The 19,551-nt window shown below is 45.9% G+C and carries 20 protein-coding genes; 14 read left to right on the top strand and 6 right to left on the bottom strand.

The genetic code is table 11. The annotated features are described in order from the left end of the window. The 12 genes from EPO18_RS13010 to fdxA form a co-directional block, all read left to right on the top strand. Positions 1-918 (top strand): leucyl aminopeptidase (locus EPO18_RS13010; protein ID WP_292433842.1); only part of this gene is annotated, 918 nt, incomplete at its 5' end. Beyond that, positions 911-1,444, top strand: a complete 534-nt coding sequence (locus EPO18_RS13005; protein ID WP_292433840.1) for a DNA polymerase III subunit chi — start codon at positions 911-913, stop codon at positions 1,442-1,444. The genes EPO18_RS13010 and EPO18_RS13005, both read left to right, overlap by 8 nt. A gap of 51 nt (positions 1,445-1,495) precedes the next feature. Next, complete coding sequence (locus tag EPO18_RS13000) at positions 1,496-4,339, top strand: valine--tRNA ligase (protein ID WP_292433838.1); 2,844 nt, start codon at positions 1,496-1,498, stop codon at positions 4,337-4,339. Between the two features lie 117 nt (positions 4,340-4,456). Beyond that, positions 4,457-6,172: a type IV-A pilus assembly ATPase PilB gene (pilB, locus tag EPO18_RS12995; protein WP_292433836.1), complete on the top strand. Its 1,716-nt coding sequence runs from the start codon at positions 4,457-4,459 to the stop codon at positions 6,170-6,172. Between the two features lie 2 nt (positions 6,173-6,174). Then, positions 6,175-7,395, top strand: a complete 1,221-nt coding sequence (locus tag EPO18_RS12990; RefSeq protein ID WP_292433834.1) for a type II secretion system F family protein — start codon at positions 6,175-6,177, stop codon at positions 7,393-7,395. Positions 7,396-7,527: 132 nt separating this feature from the next. Continuing rightward, on the top strand, positions 7,528-8,427 hold the full coding sequence (locus EPO18_RS12985) for a prepilin peptidase (protein WP_292433832.1): 900 nt from the start codon (positions 7,528-7,530) through the stop codon (positions 8,425-8,427). A 4-nt stretch (positions 8,428-8,431) separates the two neighbouring features. Then, positions 8,432-9,034 (top strand): dephospho-CoA kinase, encoded by a 603-nt coding sequence (gene coaE / locus EPO18_RS12980; protein WP_292433831.1) that lies wholly within the window; start codon positions 8,432-8,434, stop codon positions 9,032-9,034. A 7-nt stretch (positions 9,035-9,041) separates the two neighbouring features. Beyond that, positions 9,042-9,812, top strand: coding sequence for a cell division protein ZapD (gene zapD, locus EPO18_RS12975; RefSeq protein ID WP_292433829.1), 771 nt, complete (start codon positions 9,042-9,044; stop codon positions 9,810-9,812). Next, the gene (gene yacG, locus EPO18_RS12970; RefSeq protein WP_292433827.1) at positions 9,812-10,018 is read left to right on the top strand and encodes a DNA gyrase inhibitor YacG; all 207 of its coding nucleotides are present in this window, start codon (positions 9,812-9,814) and stop codon (positions 10,016-10,018) included. Before zapD ends, yacG begins: the two co-directional genes overlap by 1 nt. A gap of 311 nt (positions 10,019-10,329) precedes the next feature. Beyond that, positions 10,330-10,806 (top strand): CYTH domain-containing protein, encoded by a 477-nt coding sequence (locus tag EPO18_RS12965; RefSeq protein WP_292433825.1) that lies wholly within the window; start codon positions 10,330-10,332, stop codon positions 10,804-10,806. Positions 10,807-10,917: 111 nt separating this feature from the next. Further along, positions 10,918-11,544 (top strand): tetratricopeptide repeat protein, encoded by a 627-nt coding sequence (locus EPO18_RS12960; RefSeq protein ID WP_363331508.1) that lies wholly within the window; start codon positions 10,918-10,920, stop codon positions 11,542-11,544. A gap of 138 nt (positions 11,545-11,682) precedes the next feature. Continuing rightward, positions 11,683-12,006 carry a ferredoxin FdxA gene (gene fdxA, locus EPO18_RS12955; RefSeq protein WP_292433822.1) on the top strand — a complete coding sequence of 108 codons (324 nt, stop codon included), beginning with the start codon at positions 11,683-11,685 and terminating at the stop codon, positions 12,004-12,006. Positions 12,007-12,152: 146 nt separating this feature from the next. On the opposite strand, the gene EPO18_RS12950 is transcribed toward fdxA, so the two are convergent. Further along, on the bottom strand, positions 12,153-12,440 hold the full coding sequence (locus tag EPO18_RS12950) for a hypothetical protein (protein ID WP_292433820.1): 288 nt from the start codon (positions 12,438-12,440) through the stop codon (positions 12,153-12,155). Between the two features lie 271 nt (positions 12,441-12,711). Further along, positions 12,712-13,026, bottom strand: a complete 315-nt coding sequence (locus EPO18_RS12945; protein ID WP_292433817.1) for a DUF3301 domain-containing protein — start codon at positions 13,024-13,026, stop codon at positions 12,712-12,714. A gap of 115 nt (positions 13,027-13,141) precedes the next feature. Between EPO18_RS12945 and EPO18_RS12940 the strand changes: the two genes are divergently transcribed. Together EPO18_RS12940 and EPO18_RS12935 are read left to right on the top strand one after the other, a co-directional pair. Next, positions 13,142-13,555, top strand: a complete 414-nt coding sequence (locus tag EPO18_RS12940; RefSeq protein ID WP_292433816.1) for a GFA family protein — start codon at positions 13,142-13,144, stop codon at positions 13,553-13,555. A 9-nt stretch (positions 13,556-13,564) separates the two neighbouring features. Beyond that, positions 13,565-14,263 carry an alpha/beta hydrolase gene (locus tag EPO18_RS12935; RefSeq protein WP_292433813.1) on the top strand — a complete coding sequence of 233 codons (699 nt, stop codon included), beginning with the start codon at positions 13,565-13,567 and terminating at the stop codon, positions 14,261-14,263. 87 nt (positions 14,264-14,350) lie between these two features. Here EPO18_RS12935 and gltA read toward each other — a convergent pair whose 3' ends face one another. The 4 genes from gltA to zwf all read right to left on the bottom strand — a co-directional run. Beyond that, the gene (gene gltA / locus EPO18_RS12930; protein WP_292433812.1) at positions 14,351-15,652 is read right to left on the bottom strand and encodes a citrate synthase; all 1,302 of its coding nucleotides are present in this window, start codon (positions 15,650-15,652) and stop codon (positions 14,351-14,353) included. A 185-nt stretch (positions 15,653-15,837) separates the two neighbouring features. Next, positions 15,838-16,479, bottom strand: a complete 642-nt coding sequence (locus tag EPO18_RS12925) for a bifunctional 4-hydroxy-2-oxoglutarate aldolase/2-dehydro-3-deoxy-phosphogluconate aldolase (protein WP_292433810.1) — start codon at positions 16,477-16,479, stop codon at positions 15,838-15,840. Positions 16,480-16,506: 27 nt separating this feature from the next. After that, positions 16,507-18,327 carry a phosphogluconate dehydratase gene (gene edd, locus EPO18_RS12920; protein WP_292433808.1) on the bottom strand — a complete coding sequence of 607 codons (1,821 nt, stop codon included), beginning with the start codon at positions 18,325-18,327 and terminating at the stop codon, positions 16,507-16,509. Between the two features lie 75 nt (positions 18,328-18,402). Continuing rightward, positions 18,403-19,551 (bottom strand): glucose-6-phosphate dehydrogenase (gene zwf / locus EPO18_RS12915; protein WP_292433806.1); only part of this gene is annotated, 1,149 nt, incomplete at its 5' end.

Genomic DNA, 19,551 nt, shown 5'->3' with positions numbered 1-19,551 from the left:
TGCACACCGAGCTTTCTTGCCGAACAGGCGATTGAGTTGGGTAAAAAATACGACAGTCTGGCTGTTAAAATACTGGAAGAATTCGACATGACTGCGCTGGGTATGGGCGCTTTTCTGTCCGTCTCGCGCGGCAGCCGTCAACCTGCTAAATTAATTATCCTGGATTATCAAGGTGGTCAAAAAAACGCCAAGCCTATCGTGCTTGTCGGCAAAGGCCTGACCTTTGACGCGGGCGGCATTTCATTGAAACCGGGCCCAGGTATGGATGAAATGAAATACGACATGTGCGGCGGTGCGACTGTTTTGGGCACATTGCTCGCCATAGCGCAAATGCAGCTGCCGCTGAATATTATCGGCCTGATCCCTTCATCGGAAAACATGCCCGATGGCGACGCTAATAAACCGGGCGATATTTTGACCAGCATGTCCGGCAAAACCATTGAAGTGTTAAACACCGACGCCGAGGGCCGCCTGCTGCTTTGCGACACCTTAACCTATGCGGAACGGTACAACCCCGAGGTAGTGATAGACATTGCCACCCTGACCGGCGCGTGTGGAATTGCTTTAGGCCGCGTTGTTAGCGGTCTGCTCGGTAACGACGATGCCTTATGCAATGATCTGACTGCGGCCGGCGAGATCGCCAACGACTGCATCTGGCGTTTACCTCTCTGGGAAGAATATCAGGAACAACTTAAATCCAATTTCGCCGACATGGCCAATGTCGGCGGCAAAGACGGCGGCACCATTACCGCGGCCTGTTTTTTGGCACGATTTGCCGAAAAATTCCGCTGGGCGCATATAGACATAGCAGCAACAGCTTGGCGCACAGGCCCAACCAAAGGCGCGACCGGCCGTCCTGTACCGTTATTAAGCCAATATCTGATCAACCGGGTACGCGCCCAAAATATAAGTGGCTGAAGTCAGCTTTTATATACTGCCGTCGGAATCGCTGCACGATAGGCATCTGTTTGCCTGCAAACTGATAGAAAAAGCCTATCGTAGCGGTAGTTTTTGCTATGTATTAACCGACAATGCCGAACAAAGCCAAGCCATAGATGACCTGCTCTGGACTTTCAGGGCGGGTAGCTTTATTCCTCACCAGATATACACCGGCGAGCCGCCCGGTATCGCCAAGGATGGTGTGTATGCCGCAAGCCAGTCGGGAACTGGCGCGGCGATCGCCAAGGATGGTGTGTATGCCGCAGGCTCGCCGGGAGCGAATGAGACCATTGAACAAGTCATCCTGATAGGCTCGGCTAATCCACCTGAGTATTGTCAAAAAATATTATTTAATCTGTCTGCACATTATCCTGAAGTGAGCCCTAAAACTGAACGCATTCTTGAAATATTGGATAACAGTGAAACAACCAAAGAAGCGGGCAGAGACCGTTATCGCCGATATCAGAAATCAGGCATGCCGATTACTACGCATAAAAATTGGTAACAAATAAATCATCATAAGCATCAACTTTTACAAAATCAGAGCAGCCCATCCATGGAAAAAACATACGCCCCGCATTCAATCGAACAACGCTGGTATCAAACCTGGGAAGAAAAAGGCTATTTTGCAGCCAAGCCGGAAGGCGAATCCTATTGCATCATGATTCCGCCTCCCAATGTAACCGGTAGCTTGCACATGGGCCATGCGTTTCAGGACACCATCATGGACGCCCTGACTCGCTATCATCGGATGAAAGGCTACAGCACTTTATGGCAAGCGGGTACCGACCATGCGGGCATCGCCACGCAAATGGTGGTAGAACGCTTATGTAATGCGGAGGGTCTTACCCGCCATGATCTTGGTCGCGAAAAATTCCTTGAAAAAGTCTGGCAATGGAAAGAAGAATCCGGCGGCACGATTACCCGTCAATTACGACGCATGGGTTCTTCGCTGGATTGGAGCCGGGAACGGTTCACGATGGATCAGGGCATGTCCGATGCGGTACAGGAAGTATTTATCCGGCTGTATGAAGAAGGCCTGATCTATCGCGGCAAGCGCTTGGTCAACTGGGATCCGGTTTTGCATACCGCCGTTTCCGACTTGGAAGTATTGTCGGAAGAAGAAAACGGTTCAATGTGGCATTTACGGTATCCGCTGTCGAATGGGCAAGGCCAATTGATCGTTGCCACGACGCGTCCTGAAACCATGCTCGGCGATGCCGCGGTAGCGATACATCCGAATGATGAGCGCTACAAACATCTGCTCGGCGAGTTTGTGGAACTGCCGCTAACCGGCCGCAGGATCCCAATTATTGCCGATGAGTATGTCGATCCGGAATTCGGCACCGGCTGCGTCAAGATCACCCCGGCCCATGATTTTAACGATTACGAAGTCTGGTCGCGCCACCGCCATAATTCGGTTATTCAGGATTTACCCCATGGCGGGCTGATCAATATTTTAACTGTCGACGCGAGTATTTGTGCAGATGAGTTAGTCCCCGGTCAATATCAAGGTCTTGACCGCTTTGAAGCGCGCAAAAAAATCGTTACTGATCTTGATGCGGCAGGTTTACTCGAAAAAATAGCCGACCATAAATTGATGGTGCCGCGCGGCGACCGCACCAACAGCGTTATCGAACCGCTGTTGACTGATCAATGGTATGTCAAGGTCGCGCCACTGGCCGAACCCGCTATTGCGGCCGTTGAAAACGGCGACATCAAATTTGTTCCTGACAACTGGAAAAACACGTATTTTGAATGGATGCGCAATATTCAGGATTGGTGTATCTCGCGGCAAATCTGGTGGGGACATCGCATCCCGGCGTGGTATGACGAACTGGGCAATGTTTACGTTGGCAACTCCGAGCAGGACATCCGCACCAAACATAAACTGCCCGCCAACTATACGCTTAAGCAGGATGAAGATGTATTGGACACTTGGTTTTCATCAGCACTGTGGCCTTTTTCCACACTGGGCTGGCCGGAACAAACCCCGGAATTGACCAAGCATTACCCGACCAGCGTACTGGTGACCGGCTTCGACATCATTTTCTTCTGGGTGGCCAGGATGATTATGATGGGGCTGAAATTCCAGGGCGAGGTGCCGTTTAAAGAAGTTTATATCCACGGTCTGGTACGCGATGCGGAAGGGCAAAAGATGTCCAAATCCAAAGGCAACGTGCTCGACCCGATTGACATCATCGACGGCATAGATCTGGATGCGTTGGTCGCAAAACGCACCTCCGGCATGATGCAGCCGCATTTGGCAAAAAAAATCGAACAGGATACGCGCAAACATTTTCCGAACGGAATTCAGTCTTACGGCACGGATGCGTTACGCTTTACCTTTGCGTCCTTAGCGTCTACCGGCCGCGATATTCGTTTTGACCTTGCCCGTACCGAAGGTTATCGTAATTTCTGCAACAAACTTTGGAACGCGGCGCGCTATGTGCTGATGAATACTGAAGAGCAGGATAACGGTCTATCCGGCGCACCTTGCAAATACAGTCAAGTGGATCGCTGGATTACTTCCCGGTTGCATCAAGTAACGGCTGTAACCAGTAATGCAATCGATAATTACCGTTTTGACCTAGCGGCGCAGGCTATTTATGACTTTACCTGGAATGAATACTGCGATTGGTATTTGGAACTGTCAAAAATATCACTGCAATCCAATGACGAGACATTGCAACGCGGTACCCGCAAAACTCTGCTAACGGTTTTGGAATCGATTTTACGCTTGGCGCATCCGATCATGCCGTTTATTACCGAAGAGATCTGGCAGCGCGTTGCGCCGCTGGCTGGTGTTATCGCCAGGGATGGAGTACATGCCGCAAGCCGGCCGGGAACTGGCGCGGCGGCAGATACGATCATGTTGCAGCCTTATCCGGTAGCGAATGAAGCACAGATCGATAACAAGGCGATCGTCGAAACCAATTGGGTGATGAATTTTATTCTAGGCGTGCGTCGTATTCGCGGTGAAATGAATATTGCCCCGGGTAAACCGCTGCAGGTGCTACTGCAAAACGGCTCGTATATTGACCAACAAAATTTGAACGACAACCTGAGTTATTTACGGAAAATGGGCAAACTGGAATCGATAATCTGGTTAAACAGTAATGAGGCTGCACCGGAATCAGCGATGGCGCTGGTTGGCGAGATGAAAATCCTGATCCCAATGGCAGGGTTAATCGACAAGGAAGCGGAACTGGCTCGTCTCGAAAAAGAGATACAAAAAATCAAAAACGACCTGCCCAGAATTGAAGGTAAGCTAAATAACCCGGCGTTTGTCGATAAAGCACCACCGGAAGTTATCGGTAAAGAAAAAGCCAAGCTGACCGACTTGTGCTCAATGCTTAACAATCTTGAGCAACAGCAACTCAAAATCCGGGCGTTATAAAGAAAGGCAGACGGACGGCACAAGACGAAAAGGGAGAGCACTCCTTTAGTCTTACGCCTTGTACCTTATTCTTTTTTCATCTATATTTAATTAAACAACTGACAAAGCAATCATCATATGAATACCGCATCGACAGATTTAAAATTCAGTGGCCTTACCCGGTGCTTGATTGATAAAGGTTTGTTAACTGAGAGCGATGCTAAAACTTACAGTCAGGAAGCGCAAAAAAAACAAATTCCGTTAATGCGCTATCTTGTCGCCAATAAACTTATTGACAGTAAAGCTATAGCATCCCAAGCCTCGCTTGAATTTGGCGTTCCTTTTTTTGATCTGGATGCAATTGACTATCGCAGACTTCCTATTAATCTGGTTAATGAAAAACTGATCCGCAAATGCCATGCGCTGCCTATCTTTGTCAGAGGCAAAACTTTGTTTATCGCGATATCCGACCCGTCCGACTTCCACGCTCTTGACGACATCAAGTTTCATAGTCGACTTAATCCAGAAGCCATTCTGGTTGAAGAGGATAAGCTTCTAAAAGCCATCGAAGCTTCCTTGGAGGCCGCCGATACATCAATGACTGATATGCTTGATGAGGATCTGGAAAACCTGGACATTACCGGCGGAGAAGAAGATAACACTAAAGCCGATGTTATTACATCGGATATTGACGATGCGCCGATTGTTCGTTACGTCAACAAAATACTGCTGGACTCCATAAAACAGGGCGTATCCGATATACATATGGAACCCTACGAAAAAGCTTTTCGCATCCGCTATAGATCGGACGGCATACTCCGCCAAGTTGCGTCGCCTCCCCCCAGTATCGCCAACAGACTTGTCTCCCGTCTTAAAGTCATGTCTAAAATGGATATTGCCGAACGCAGGGTTCCGCAGGATGGCCGTATTAAAATGACCTTATCCAAAAATCGTGCGATTGATTTCCGGGTAAATACCTGCCCTACCTTGTTCGGCGAAAAAGTGGTGTTGCGTATTCTGGATCCTACCAGCGCCCAATTGGGTATTGAAAAACTGGGGTTTGAGCCGGAACAACAACGGATTTTCCTTGAGGCTATTAACAAACCTTATGGCTTAGTGCTGGTAACCGGACCAACAGGTAGCGGTAAAACAGTTTCGCTCTACACAGGTTTAAATATTCTCAACACCATGGAACGCAATATTTCTACTGCCGAAGATCCAGTGGAAATTACCGTTGAAGGGATCAATCAGGTCAATATGAATCCTAAAGCAGGACTGACCTTTGCCAGTGCTTTACGTGCTTTTTTACGGCAGGATCCCGATATCATCATGGTAGGGGAAATTCGCGATTTGGAAACCGCCGAAATTGCCGTAAAAGCCGCGCAAACGGGACATTTGGTGTTATCAACTCTGCATACTAATGACGCACCGCAAACTTTAAATCGGCTCCTGCAAATGGGCATTCCCCCTTTCAACATTGTTTCTGCGGTTAATTTGATTATGGCGCAACGTTTGGGACGGCGGCTCTGCGAACACTGTAAAGTCCCCGCCGACTTGCCCGATAAAGTCCTGCTCGCTGCCGGATTTAAAGAAGAAGAGTTGCGCGACCTTAAAATATTCAGTGCTTCGGGCTGCGAGCATTGCACCAACGGCTATAAAGGCCGGGTCGGTGTTTATCAAGTCCTGACACTCACTGAAAAAATGCGCTCCCTTATACTGAACGGGGGGAATACCGATCAACTCGCGGAGTGCGCTTTGGCTGAAGGTTTTAATGATTTACGCAGATCAGGACTGAACAAAGTGCGTATGGGTATAACCAGCCTGGAAGAAATCGATCGAATTACCAAGGAATAAACATGGCAGACCAAACTGAACAAATAGATTTCGTCTGGGCAGGAACCGACAAAACCAAAAAAAAGGCTGGCGGGATAATCTCTGCAAAAAGCGAAGCCATTGCAAAGGCTGAGCTGCGGCGTCAGGGATACCGTGTTATTAAATTCAAGAAAAAACCCAAGCCCCTGTTTACTCAAAAAGTTCAGGCTATTACACCGGGCGATATAGCTGTTTTTTCCAGGCAATTAGCTACTATGTTAAAAGCGGGTGTGCCCCTGGTTCAGTCATTCGATATTGTCGGCAAAGGCCACGACAATCCAAGTATGGAAGCTCTGCTAATGGGTATCAAAGCCGATATTGAAGGCGGCGACACTTTAGCCCAAGCGCTTCAAAAAAAATCGATATACTTTGATGAGTTAACTTGTAACTTGGTTGATGCGGGCGAACAGGCAGGGGTATTAGAAACACTGCTGGATAAGATCGCTACTTATAAAGAAAAAACCGAGTCGATGAAGAAAAAGATCAAAAAGGCGCTGACTTATCCTATTGCAGTCATAGTCGTGGCCTTTGTCGTCACGACTATCCTACTGATTTTTGTGGTTCCGGTATTTTCCGACATGTTCAAGAGCTTTGGCGCAGATTTGCCCGCTTTCACTAAAATGGTCGTCGCTATGTCTGAATGGATGCAGGCATGGTGGTATATTGTTGTCGGCATTGTTGTCGGAACTGTTTACGTATTTGGTTATTTCAAAAAGCGCTCCAAAGCATTCAATCACTTCCTGGATAAAACCATGCTAAAAATACCGGTGGTCGGCATGATTTTACACAAGTCTGCCGTTGCGCGTTTTGCCAGAACCTTAGCAACTATGTCGGCGGCAGGGGTACCCTTGGTGGAGGCGCTGGAGTCTGTTGCCGGAGCTTGCGGCAATATTATTTATTGTGAAGCCGTACTAAAAATGCGCGAAGAAGTGGCAACCGGACAAAGGCTTCAATTTGCTATGCAACAGGCAGATCTTTGGCCCAACATGGTGGTACAGATGGTGGCTATCGGCGAGGAATCGGGTGCTATGGACTCTATGCTGTTGAAAGTTGCCGATTTTTTCGATGAGGAAGTCGATAATCTTGTCGATAACTTGAGTAGCTTAATGGAGCCTATCATCATGGTTATTTTGGGCATTTTAGTTGGCGGCCTGATTGTCGCGATGTATTTACCTATCTTCAAAATGGGCGCTGCGGTCGGCTAATTACTTTATCCGCCAAAGAATAATAATTAATGACAAAGGGCTCAAACCGTCTTGTTTTTAAAATTGCTTGTCAGCCCCATAACTTAAGCCGACACAGTCTAAAATCAGGTTTAATGTAGACGCCAACACAAGATGCAACAGCTTAATATGCTTTTCAATATACCCTTCCTATTTCCGGCTATGGCCGGTGTTATCGGACTGCTTGTCGGCAGCTTTCTCAATGTTGTTATTTATAGATTACCGATAATGATGCAGCGAGGATGGCGTAAGGAATGCATGGAATATCTGCAAATCAATTCGGATATCTCAAAAACAGATATTTTAAGTAATATAAACAAAGAAGAACCTTTCAACTTGGTTTTTCCTTTATCCCGCTGCCCCGGTTGCAATACAGCTATTAAACCCTACCAAAACATCCCAGTCATCAGTTATGTTTTTTTAAAAGGTAAATGCGCAACATGCGGATGCCACATTTCAATGCGCTATCCCATCATAGAAACCTTAACAGCGATAGCCTCAATCACAGTGGCTTGGCATTTTGGTTATACACCTCAAGCTATTTTTGCCTTGTTGCTAACTTGGTCGTTGATTGCGTTAATCTTTATTGATGTTGACCACCAGTTACTACCCGACTCCATCACTCTGCCCCTGCTTTGGCTAGGAATGTGCCTGAGCCTGTTTAACATATTTACTGATGCACACGACAGCATCATCGGCGCTGTTGCAGGTTATACCGCCCTTTGGTCTATTTTTCACTTGTTCAAACTGGCAACAGGCAAAGAAGGTATGGGCTATGGCGATTTTAAATTACTGGCTTTATTTGGCGCTTGGTTGGGCTGGCAGTTCTTACCGATTATTATTTTATTGTCATCACTGGTCGGCGCAGTCATTGGGCTCGGCATGATCATTTTTGCAAAACACGATCATAATATACCTATTCCATTTGGCCCTTATTTAGCCACTGCCGGATGGATAGCGCTATTATGGGGAAATAAACTCAACCAGCTCTATTTGTCAGCAGTAGGCTTATAAACTCATGCTGAAAGTCGGGCTAACCGGTGGTATAGGCAGTGGAAAATCAACTGTTGCCAAAATTTTCTCTGATTTAAATATCCCGGTGCTTGATGCTGACGAGATAGCCCATCGACTGGTAGAAAAAGGACAGCCTGCCTTGATTCAAATATGCCTGGAATTTGGCCCGGATATACTAAGACCGGATGGCTCATTGAATAGAGAGAAGCTCAGAGAGCTGGTTTTTTCCGATACCATACAGAAACAAAAACTTGAATCGATACTTCATCCTTTAATTTTTGACTCTATAGCAGCAGAGCTTAAGCGATTGACCGCTCCATACTGTATTATCATCATCCCTCTATTATTTGAAACCGGCATGACCCAAATTGTTGACCGGATATTGGTTATTGACTGTCCTGTTGAAACGCAGATTGAACGTGTTAGAGCTCGGGATAAACTGACCATTGAAAGAATACAGACGATAATTGACAATCAGGTATCGCGCACATTCAGAAAAGCGAAAGCCGATGATGTGATCGATAACACGGGTTCTGATTATAGACTTGCAGAACAGGTAAAAAAATTGCACAATTTGTATCTTTCATTAAGCACTTGCCGAGATTAACTAGTCTGTGAACACCACTATTACCTATGAATTTCCACTGAATGAACGCATCCGGGTTTTCATACGGCTAGAACAACTTTTCCAACAATTCAGCCATTTTTTAACGGGAGAAACAGTCGCTGATAAACGTGCTGCGCTTAGCGTGCTACTCGATATCATGACAATTTTCAGACGCAACGATCTAAAATCGGAAATACTAAAAGAGCTGGATCGCCATGCCAACGCGCTGAATAAAATCGCCAATAACCAAAGTGTTGATACACAAAAACTGGAAGAACTGCTTACAAAATTAAATCAGACCAGTAAAAAACTCTATGCTGCAAATGGAAAAATCGGCACCCATGTCATGGAGAGCGACTTATTCCAGAGTATAGCTCAACGCAGTTCTATCCCCGGAGGGACCTGCTCTTTTGATTTACCGGAATTCCATTACTGGCTGGAACAGGATGAAGCTATTCGATTAAAAGACTTGGAACACTGGAGCAGCCCATTTGCCGACATTCGTATCGCAATTGACCTGATCCTCAACTTTATTCGTAATTGCAGTTCACCAACTCAAGAGATCGCTGAAGCAGGTTTTTTTCAATTTTTGCTGGACACCAGCCAGCCTCACCAACTGCTTAAAGTAAGCCTGGATAAATCCATACACTGCTTTGCAGAAATCAGTGGCGGCAAACATCGCTGCACTATCCGGTTCATGGTGCCCTCTTCCGACAATAAACGCCCGACACAAAGTCCTGATGATATTCCTTTCTCTTTAACCTGCTGTCTTTTCTAATGCCGGCATCCGCCAAACCACTCATTGTAAAATGCCCTAACTGCGGTTGTTCTGTACCGTGGACTCCTGAACAGCAATCCAAACCATTCTGCTCCGAACGTTGCAAATTGATCGATTTGGGAGAATGGGCAATGGAAGAAAAAAGGATTCCCGGGCAGTCGTTATCGTTGGAAGATGATTCAGAGGAAAATCCTTTTTTTCATTAACCTGATTGGTACCGCTTTAGCCTCATGGCAATATCGTTATCAGCGCGACAATCCCCCCATAACAAATACCCATCTACTCCGTTAGTTGTCAGAACAGATTGGCTAAATCCCCATATTCAGGTTTAGATTGAACACAGCTACATCCGTCCACTGAATTATCCTTGCACTACAAGACTATTTTATAATTTTTATTTTTATCTAAATCTCTATAAAAATATACCAACTAAAGCTGACGCTATGTTGCAGCAATAAGTTATCCGTCCCAAAACACTATGCCTGCCTTATTGGCGACTACTAAAGGAAATCTAATCATGGCCATTGAGATAGAACATAAATTTTTGCTCGCCAACGATGACTGGCGCAAACACGTTAGCCACTCGGTAAAATATCGGCAAGGCTATTTAAGTTCCCAGTCAACCAGCTCAATCAGGGTCCGAACCAGTAATAATCATGCTTGGCTGAATATAAAGTCCGCAACCATCGGCACTCACCGGCATGAATATGAATATGAAATTCCGATGGCCGATGCAAACGAGATATTAAATAATCTTTGCAGAAAACCATTAATCGAAAAAATCCGTCATTTCGTCACTGATGACGGCAATGTTTGGGAAATAGATGAGTTTGAAGGCGATAATCAGGGACTGATAGTGGCTGAAATTGAATTAAACGAAACAGGGCAATCTTTTTCAAAACCGCTCTGGTTGGGCCTGGAAGTCACTGGAGATTTGCGATATTACAACAATAATTTATCAACACATCCGTACTCAGAATGGCATCAAAACTAAATATTTCATACACATATTGAAATATTATGAGTTTTATTCTATATTTTCCGCATGAGAAAATTAATTTTTGTTGTTTTATTGCTACTATCAGCTCAATGTCTTGCAGAGAGCTTGGAAGACTCTTTAAAGAATATTGAAGCCGAGTGGGCATCCATATATTACAGCTTCCCCAAAAGCAAACAGGAACATGCTTTTGCTCGACTGCTCGACAAGACTGCGAACTTGGCCCGGCAATATCCAAACGCTGCCGAACCTCTTTTCTGGCAAGCTGTAGTAAAAGCAACTTATGCAGATCACCAAGATGCTTTTTCTGCACTAAGCGCCATTAATGAGGCGCGTGATTTGCTGATTAAAGCGATTAAAATCAATCCGGAAACCATGAGCGGATCGGCTTATGTAACCTTAGGCACACTTTATTACATGGTGCCTAAATGGCCTGTTTCATTTGGCGATGACGATGCCGCCAAACAAATGCTGGAAACCGCTCTTAAAATCAATCCTGACAGCATTGACGCCAACTATTTTTACGGCGAATTTCTGATGCTACACAACAAACCCAACGATGCGGCCACTTATTTCGAAAAGGCAACCGCTATTCCAGCACGTGCCGAGCAACTTTATGCTGACAACCAACTTAAAGCGGAAGCAAAGCTCGCTTTAAAAAATACCCAAAAACGGAAAATCAGCGGCGAAAAAAGCATATTTTTGTCTTTATTTAATTCTGCAAGTGTAAAATAATTGTTGTTCTGTGGATAATATTCACAGTCACCCCAGACTCGGCTAGATGATGCGTTTAGCAAACTCGGTATGCAATCGTGCAATGCTTTCTGCTAGAATAACGCCCTAAATTAAAAATCAACTTTCCTGGTAATAATTATGACTTTTGTAGTCACTGAAAACTGTATCAAATGCAAATTTACTGATTGTGTAGATGTCTGCCCTGTAGATTGCTTTCGTGAAGGCCCTAATTTTCTGGTTATCGATCCTGATGAGTGCATTGACTGCACATTATGCGAACCTGAATGCCCTGCCAACGCAATTTTTGCAGAAGATGAATTGCCTGAAGGACAAGAAATTTTCATCAAGTTAAATGCGGAATTATCCAAACAATGGCCTGTTATTACGGATGTAAAACCTGCTTTACCTGATGCTGATGAGTGGAACGGAAAAGAAGGCAAGCTCAAGGCGTTGGAGAAATAATACGCTATCGATTAATTTCCGTCTTAGGTTAAGCTGTTTTGTTTGTAGTAACTAAACAGCTTAACGAGCACACAAGCGCCAACGGAATAAAAACAGGGCTAGCCTCTCTTATTTACACCAATCACAATATATAGTTCCACCCCGTGTTAAATAACAGAAACAACTAAAGCAAACACAAAGACGAAAATCACAAAAAGCGCAAACACAGCTTTTTTTGTCAGCCCTGCTCTTATCAACATCACTTCGTTCAGCAATTCGCCCTTAACATCGGCCGAATTAAAAATTCGTTTACATCGCCCACGAAATGTCTGCATTTCCTCCTGCGCTTCTTGCTCGGCAATAATCTCGGCAATTTTTGAATAAAAACTGCCGCATTCCGGGCATTTGATATCACGGTCATTACGATCATGACCGCATACTGAACATTTATTCATTTAATCCTCCACAAAAAACTGTTTTTTTCAGAATTCATTCAACACACCGTTATGATGGTTTTGCATGGACAGGAAATGATCCAGTCATTTCTCTGCATTGACCTCCATGGATGGAGGAAATGCCGCAAAATTGTATGGAACAATCGCGGCCCCCACATCCCTGTGGGTTATACAGGAGGTACGGCCCCACGGATAGGTGAGGTAGAGCGCCAACAGTAGGCGCTTTAGGCGACGCATGGAAGCAATTGTCGAGGAGCAACTATCCGCTCATTCAGCCATCAAACCGATACGGTTCCATCTGAATGGACTCGACTCGCCGTCCCAACATAATACAAACGCCGTTATAACGTTCATTCCCGGTTGAAGAAAACTCAAACAAAAATATCCGTCGCAACCGTATTTTTCCTGCTTGATCTCTTTTTAACCGGATACTGTTTAAAGCAACATATTCATCCAGCATTTGGACTTCCAGATTCAGGCAATTCGCTCTGACAGCCTTAAGCGCAACCTCTTTCACCTGCTGCCCGTTAAACCAGTATAGATATGCACCCAGCAATAAAGCTATTAAAATAAGATCATTCAGCATTGCTTTGTTTATGATTTGGTTTTGTTAAACCAAGTTTAAGTATATCCGTTCTATTGTACTAGGTTTGGCGACCAACATTCTCGGCAAGTGCTCCATGCAGTCAAAGGAGAACAACATGAAATTTCCTATTACCGGCGGCTGTCTTTGCGGCGCAGTAAGATATGAGATCTTAGCCAAGCCCATCAGCGGCTTCAACTGTCATTGCCGAACCTGTCAAAAATCTATCGGAGCGCCTTATTTTGCAGGTATGTTTGTTCCAGCCTCGGCGCTTGCCATAACCGGTACTTATAAAGAATACGCAACTATTGCGGCAAGCGGCCACACAGTTTATCGCGCTTTTTGCCCTGAATGCGGAACGTCGCTGTTTGGCAGGAACAGCGTTTTTGTCGATATAAGGCCTGTCGCCGCAGCAACTCTTGACGATCCCGGCATTTTTCAACCACAAAAAGATATATGGGTGGCAGATGCTCAGCCTTGGGACTACATGAACCCTGATTTGCCGAAATTTGACGGCAATCCTTGGCATTGAGTTAAGCTAATGGTCATTTATACCTATGGAGAAATTATGAATTCCAATCAACTTAGCACTATCGAAATACAGCCCGAATCAGAGCACAAATATTCTGTAATATGGTTGCATGGATTGGGCGCGGACGGTCATGATTTTGAGGGATTAATCCCCGAGCTACATTTAACCGTCAAAGCAAATATACATTTTATTTTTCCCAATGCACCTGTCCAGCCTGTCACTATCAATGGCGGGAGAGTCATGCGTTCCTGGTATGATATTTTGGAGATGTCTTTGGATCGCAGAATCGATATTGGCGGCATCTATCAATCAGCAGCCTTGATTGAACCATTAATCCGGCAGGAAATCGACAAGGGCATTCCATCGAGCAATATTTTACTGGCCGGATTTTCTCAAGGGGGCGTCATTGCGCTTCATGTTGGTTTGAGATATCAGCATAAACTGGCCGGAATTGTCGCACTATCAACTTATTTGCCGACTGTAGAACAATTAAAAACCGAATATTCAGCCGCCAACCAGGCTATACGTATATTTATGGCTCACGGCATCATTGACCCTATAGTGGCGGTTGAGTCCAGCAAAGCTGCATTTGATACGTTAAAATCGATGGACTATAACATTCAATGGCATGATTATGTAATGGAACATAGTCTTTGTTTTGAAGAAATCGAACACATTTCAGTATTTATGAATTCAATTTTTAAATGATAACGACGAAGAACATGAAGTTTTTACGTTAGCTTTTCTTCATGTTTTTCGCGTTTTCGTAATGTTATTACTGTGTGTGTTCCAATATTAAATCCGTTTAATATGCTCTGGCGGTATGTCGCGTTTTGCAGGGCCGGTATAAAGCTGCCTTGGCCGTCCTATTTTTTGTTCGGGATCCGCTATCATTTCATCCCAATGGGAAATCCAGCCCACCGTTCGCCCCATCGCAAACATGGCAGTAAACATATTAGTAGGTATACCTAATGCGTGCAGCACGATGCCGGAATAATAATCGACGTTCGGGTAGAGCTTTTTCTCGATAAAATACTCATCTTCAAGAGCAATACGCTCCAGCTCCAAAGCCAGTTTAAATATCTTGTCATCATGCAAACCAAGCTCTGTAAGCACTTCATGACAGGTTTCACGCATTAATTTGGCGCGAGGATCATAGTTTTTATAAACTCGATGCCCAAAGCCCATGAGCCTGAACGGGTCGCTTTTATCCTTGGCTTTGTTTATAAATTTATTAATATTCGAAACATCTTCAATCTCCTCCAACATATTCAATACGGCTTCATTGGCGCCGCCGTGCGCAGCACCCCAAAGACAGGCAATCCCGGCTGTAATGCAGGCATAAGGATTGGCGCCGCTGGAACCTGCTAAACGTACTGTTGAAGTCGAAGCATTCTGTTCATGATCGGCATGAAGAATCAAGATTCTGTCCAACGCTTTTACTAATACAGGATTGGGCTCGAAATCGTCACAAGGCGTACCCAGCATCATACGCATAAAGTTTTCGACATAACTCAGCTTGTTTTGCGGATACATAAACGGCAAACCGGTACTGTATTTATGACACATTGCCACAATAGTCGGCACCTTGGCGATCAGGCGAATTGCGCTCAGGTCACGATCCTTTTTTGATTTAATGTCCAATGCATCATGATAGAACGATGATAAGGCACCGACGACAGCAACCATAATCGCCATCGGATGCGCATCGCGACGAAACCCTTTAAAAAAGTTAGTCAGCTGATCATGCACCATTGTGTGCATGGTTATCATGTTTTCGAACTGCTGCATTTCGTCAGCATTAGGCAGCTCACTATTCAGCAGCAGATAACATACTTCCAAAAAAGTGCAGTGTTCTGCAAGTTGCTCGATAGGATAGCCGCGATAAAGCAATATACCTTTCTCGCCGTCGATATAAGTTATCGATGAACTGCAACTGGCCGTGGAAGTAAATCCCGGATCATAAGTGAATATACCTGTTTTTTGGTAGAGAGTTTGAATATCTATAACATCGGGACCGATAGTTCCGGACAAAATAGGCAACTCGCATAAAGACTGAGTTTTCTCATTAAAGGTAACAGTGCGCAGTTTAGTCATGGGTCCTCTCAGTTTTGAACATAGTCTGTAGCGTCATCAAAAGACTTGGTAAATCGCAAAGGTTAACGGTCTATCAAATCAATTGCGTGATTAATCTTGGCTAGTATTTTTGAGGGAGAATAATTATAAAGTAACAAACTCCAGGTAATGGCGCAAGAATGCGCAATCAAACTAAACCTTTTCTATCATTTCCTATCAATAGCGTGCTTTGCCAGTTCAGTCACCTTAGCCCAATTTTTTGATTTTACCACATCTACCGGCGCCAGCCATGACCCGCCAACGCAAGCAACATTGCTTAACTGTAAATAACTGTTGTAATTTTCCGGCGAAATACCGCCTGTCGGGCAAAAAGTCGCGTTAGGGATAGGACCTGCAATCGATTTTAGCATGGGTATGCCGCCCGCCGCTTCGGCCGGGAAAAATTTGAAATGATCCAATCCATACTCCATACCCAACATCAACTCCGACAATGTCGATATACCTGGAATCAACGCGATATTCCCAGCGTTGGCGGCTTCTAATAGTCTCGGAGTTAATCCGGGGCTAATCGCAAAAACAGCGCCAGCCTCTTCCGCAGCTTTTAATTGTTCCGGCGTAGTAATGGTGCCTGCGCCGACAATCGCGCCTTTGACTTCTTGGCTGATAAGTTTGACCGCATCCAGCGCTATTGGAGTACGTAGCGTTATTTCCAGCACTTTAATGCCGCCTTCTACCAAGGCCTTTGCCAAAGGTACCGCATCTTCCAGATTCTGGATGACCATCACCGGCATCACCGGGCAAGTGTTTAAAATAATGTCAGGTTGAATTTTCCAATTATTTTTACTCATTGTTTTTTACCACTTTTATTATAGTTATTAATCGGCGACAAACAGGTTGCATGCACCGGTTTCAGCAGAAGATGCGCCGAGACGAAAACCGCCGAACAATTCGCGGCCCATGCCGAAATGATGGCCTTTGGCGCTATTGGCTGCCGGCACGCGGGCATTAAATTCAGCAGTATCGACCAGCACATTGACCTCGCCGGTTTGGGTATTCAAATAAATAATATCGCCGGTACGCACTTTGGCCAACGATCCGCCCTCCTCACACTCAGGACACATATGGATAGCTGAGGGCACTTTACCCGAAGCGCCGGACATCCGTCCATCGGTGACTAGCGCGACCTTAAACCCCTTGTCCTGCAATACGCCCAGAGGCGGCGTCAATTTGTGCAGTTCGGGCATACCGTTGGCTTTTGGCCCCTGAAAGCGCAGCACCACAATAACATCCTTCTCCAATTCGCCGCGTTTGAATGCCGCAACTACATCGTCCTGGTCATCGAACACCATCGCAGGCGCCTCAACGATCTGGTGTTTTTCAGCTACCGCAGAAACCTTGGATACTCCACGCCCCAAATTGCCGTGCATAACATGCAAGCCGCCACCGGCTGCAAAAGGCTTGGTGACGGTACTGATAACTTCCGCATCCAAAGATGCGTCAGGGCTGGGCTCCCAAACCAATTTACCGTCAACCAGCTTAGGCTCTTGAGAATAATGGCTCATGCCGCGCTGATCGGCAACCGTCATAATATCTTCATGCAAAAGGCCGTTCTTTAACAGTTCGGCAATCAGCACGCCCATGCCTCCGGCAGCCTGAAAGTGATTGATGTCCGCTTGACCGTTCGGGTAAATACGGGTCAACAACGGCACCGCTCTGGACAGTTTATCAAAATCGTCCCAGTTAATAATGATTCCCGCCGCACGCGCAATGGCGACCAGATGGATCGTGTGATTGGTCGAACCGCCCGTTGCCAGCAAGCCGATAATCGCATTCACAATCGCTTTTTCGTCGATCATGTGCCCGATCGGACGAAAATCATTGCCCAGCGCAGTATATTTTAAAACCTGTCTGGCTGCGGCTTTGGTCAACTCATCGCGCAATGGCGTGTAAGGATTGACAAACGAACTGCCCGGCAGATGCAACCCCATAATTTCAACCATCATCTGGTTGCTGTTTGCGGTACCGTAGAATGTACAGGTGCCCGCACTGTGGTAAGACGCAGACTCGGACTCCAGCAATTCTTTACGGCCGATTTTTCCTTCCGCGTAAAGCTGACGGATGCGCACTTTTTCTTTATTAGCCAAGCCGCTAGGCATCGGGCCTGCCGGTACGAACACGGCAGGCAAATGACCGAAACTCAAAGCACCGATCAGCAATCCCGGCACTATCTTGTCACAGACGCCCAGATACAATGCACCATCAAACATGTTGTGGCTCAACCCGACAGCCGTAGCCATTGCAATCACATCGCGGCTAAACAACGACAGTTCCATACCGGGGCGGCCTTGGGTAACACCGTCGCACATGGCCGGCACGCCGCCAGCGAACTGGGCAACGCCGCCCGCTTCCTTTATCGCACTCTTAATCAGCGCAGGCGCGTCCTTATACGGTTCATGTGCCGACAGCATGTCATTATAAGAAGAGATAATCGCAATATTAGCTTTCTGGTGTCCGGTTAAATCGATTTTTTCACCGGCTCCGCAAGCGGCAAAAGCATGCGCCAAGTTACCGCAAGCAAGCTCGACACGATGCGGCTCTTTTTTTGCAGCCGCATCAACACGCGCCAGATAGGCGGCGCGAGTTTCACGACTGCGCTCGATGACTTCATTAGTCACTTTTTCTAATACAGGATGCATAGTTGTTCCTTCTATATAAGGTTAATCGATGCGGTAGGATGGGGGTAGAACTCAGTGCCCCTCATCGCGCCGGATTCATTCTTCCCAGGCTCTTTCGTCCCTGGCAATTAATTCATCAGCGGCGCTAGGCCCCCACGTGCCAGCCGGGTATGATTTTGGTGCATCATCGATATGCGCCCATGCATCCTGTATCGAATCGATCCATGTCCAGGCCTGCTCAATCTCCTCGCGGCTAAGAAACAGCGTGGGATTACCCCGCATGGCTTCAAGCACCAATTTTTCATAACCGCCGAAAATCTTGCTGTTTTTGAACGTATCGGAAAAACTCAAATCCAGCTTGGTTTTTTGCAGCTTAATATTTTCATCGATACCCGGTATTTTATTGAGCATCTGAATTTCCACGCCTTCATTCGGCTGCAAGTGAATGATCAGCTTATTTGACGGCAAAGACGGGAAGCTTTCTTTAAAAATGTTATGCGGCAATTGCTTAAAATTAACCACGATTTCAGTGCGTTTATAAGCCATCCGTTTGCCGGTACGCAAGTAAAACGGTACGCCGGCCCAGCGCCAGTTATCAATATCCACCCTCAACGCGACAAAACTTTCTGTAGTGCTTTCCGTATTGGCCCCGTCTTCTTCAAGATAACCCGGCACCGGCTTGCCCTTGAGTTCCCCCGCCGTATACAGTCCTCGGACGGTTTTTCTTGCGACGTTTTCTTTGGTGATAGGGCGTAACGAAGATAAGACCTTTATTTTTTCATTATGAATGCTTTGCGCTTCCAGATTAACCGGCGGTTCCATCGCCACAAATGTCAGAATCTGCAACAAATGGTTTTGCAGCATGTCGCGCAACTGGCCGGTTTTATCGAAATAATCCCAACGCCCTTCAATACCGACCTCTTCAGCGACGGTAATCTGAATATGATCGATGGTATTGTGATTCCAGTTGGTAGTAAAAATAGAATTGGCAAAGCGCAACGCCAATAAATTAAGCACGGTTTCTTTGCCCAGATAATGATCGATCCGGTAAACCCGCTTTTCGCTGAACACCTCTGCAACGACATCATTAATCTCTTTTGAAGATTTAAGATCGTGGCCTATCGGCTTTTCCATCACCATGCGCGATTCTTCATTCAAAACCCCGCACGTATCCAGTCCCTGGCAAATATTGGTAAATAAAAAAGGAGCGACAGCAAAATAATTGACCATAACCCTGGATTTTCC

Origin of the sequence: Methylobacter sp. (assembly GCF_004322395.1) — a bacterium.
GTDB lineage: Bacteria > Pseudomonadota > Gammaproteobacteria > Methylococcales > Methylomonadaceae > Methylobacter_A.
The sequence above is the reverse complement of the archived record's forward strand: the minus strand, read 5'-3'. Positions and strand labels throughout refer to the sequence as shown.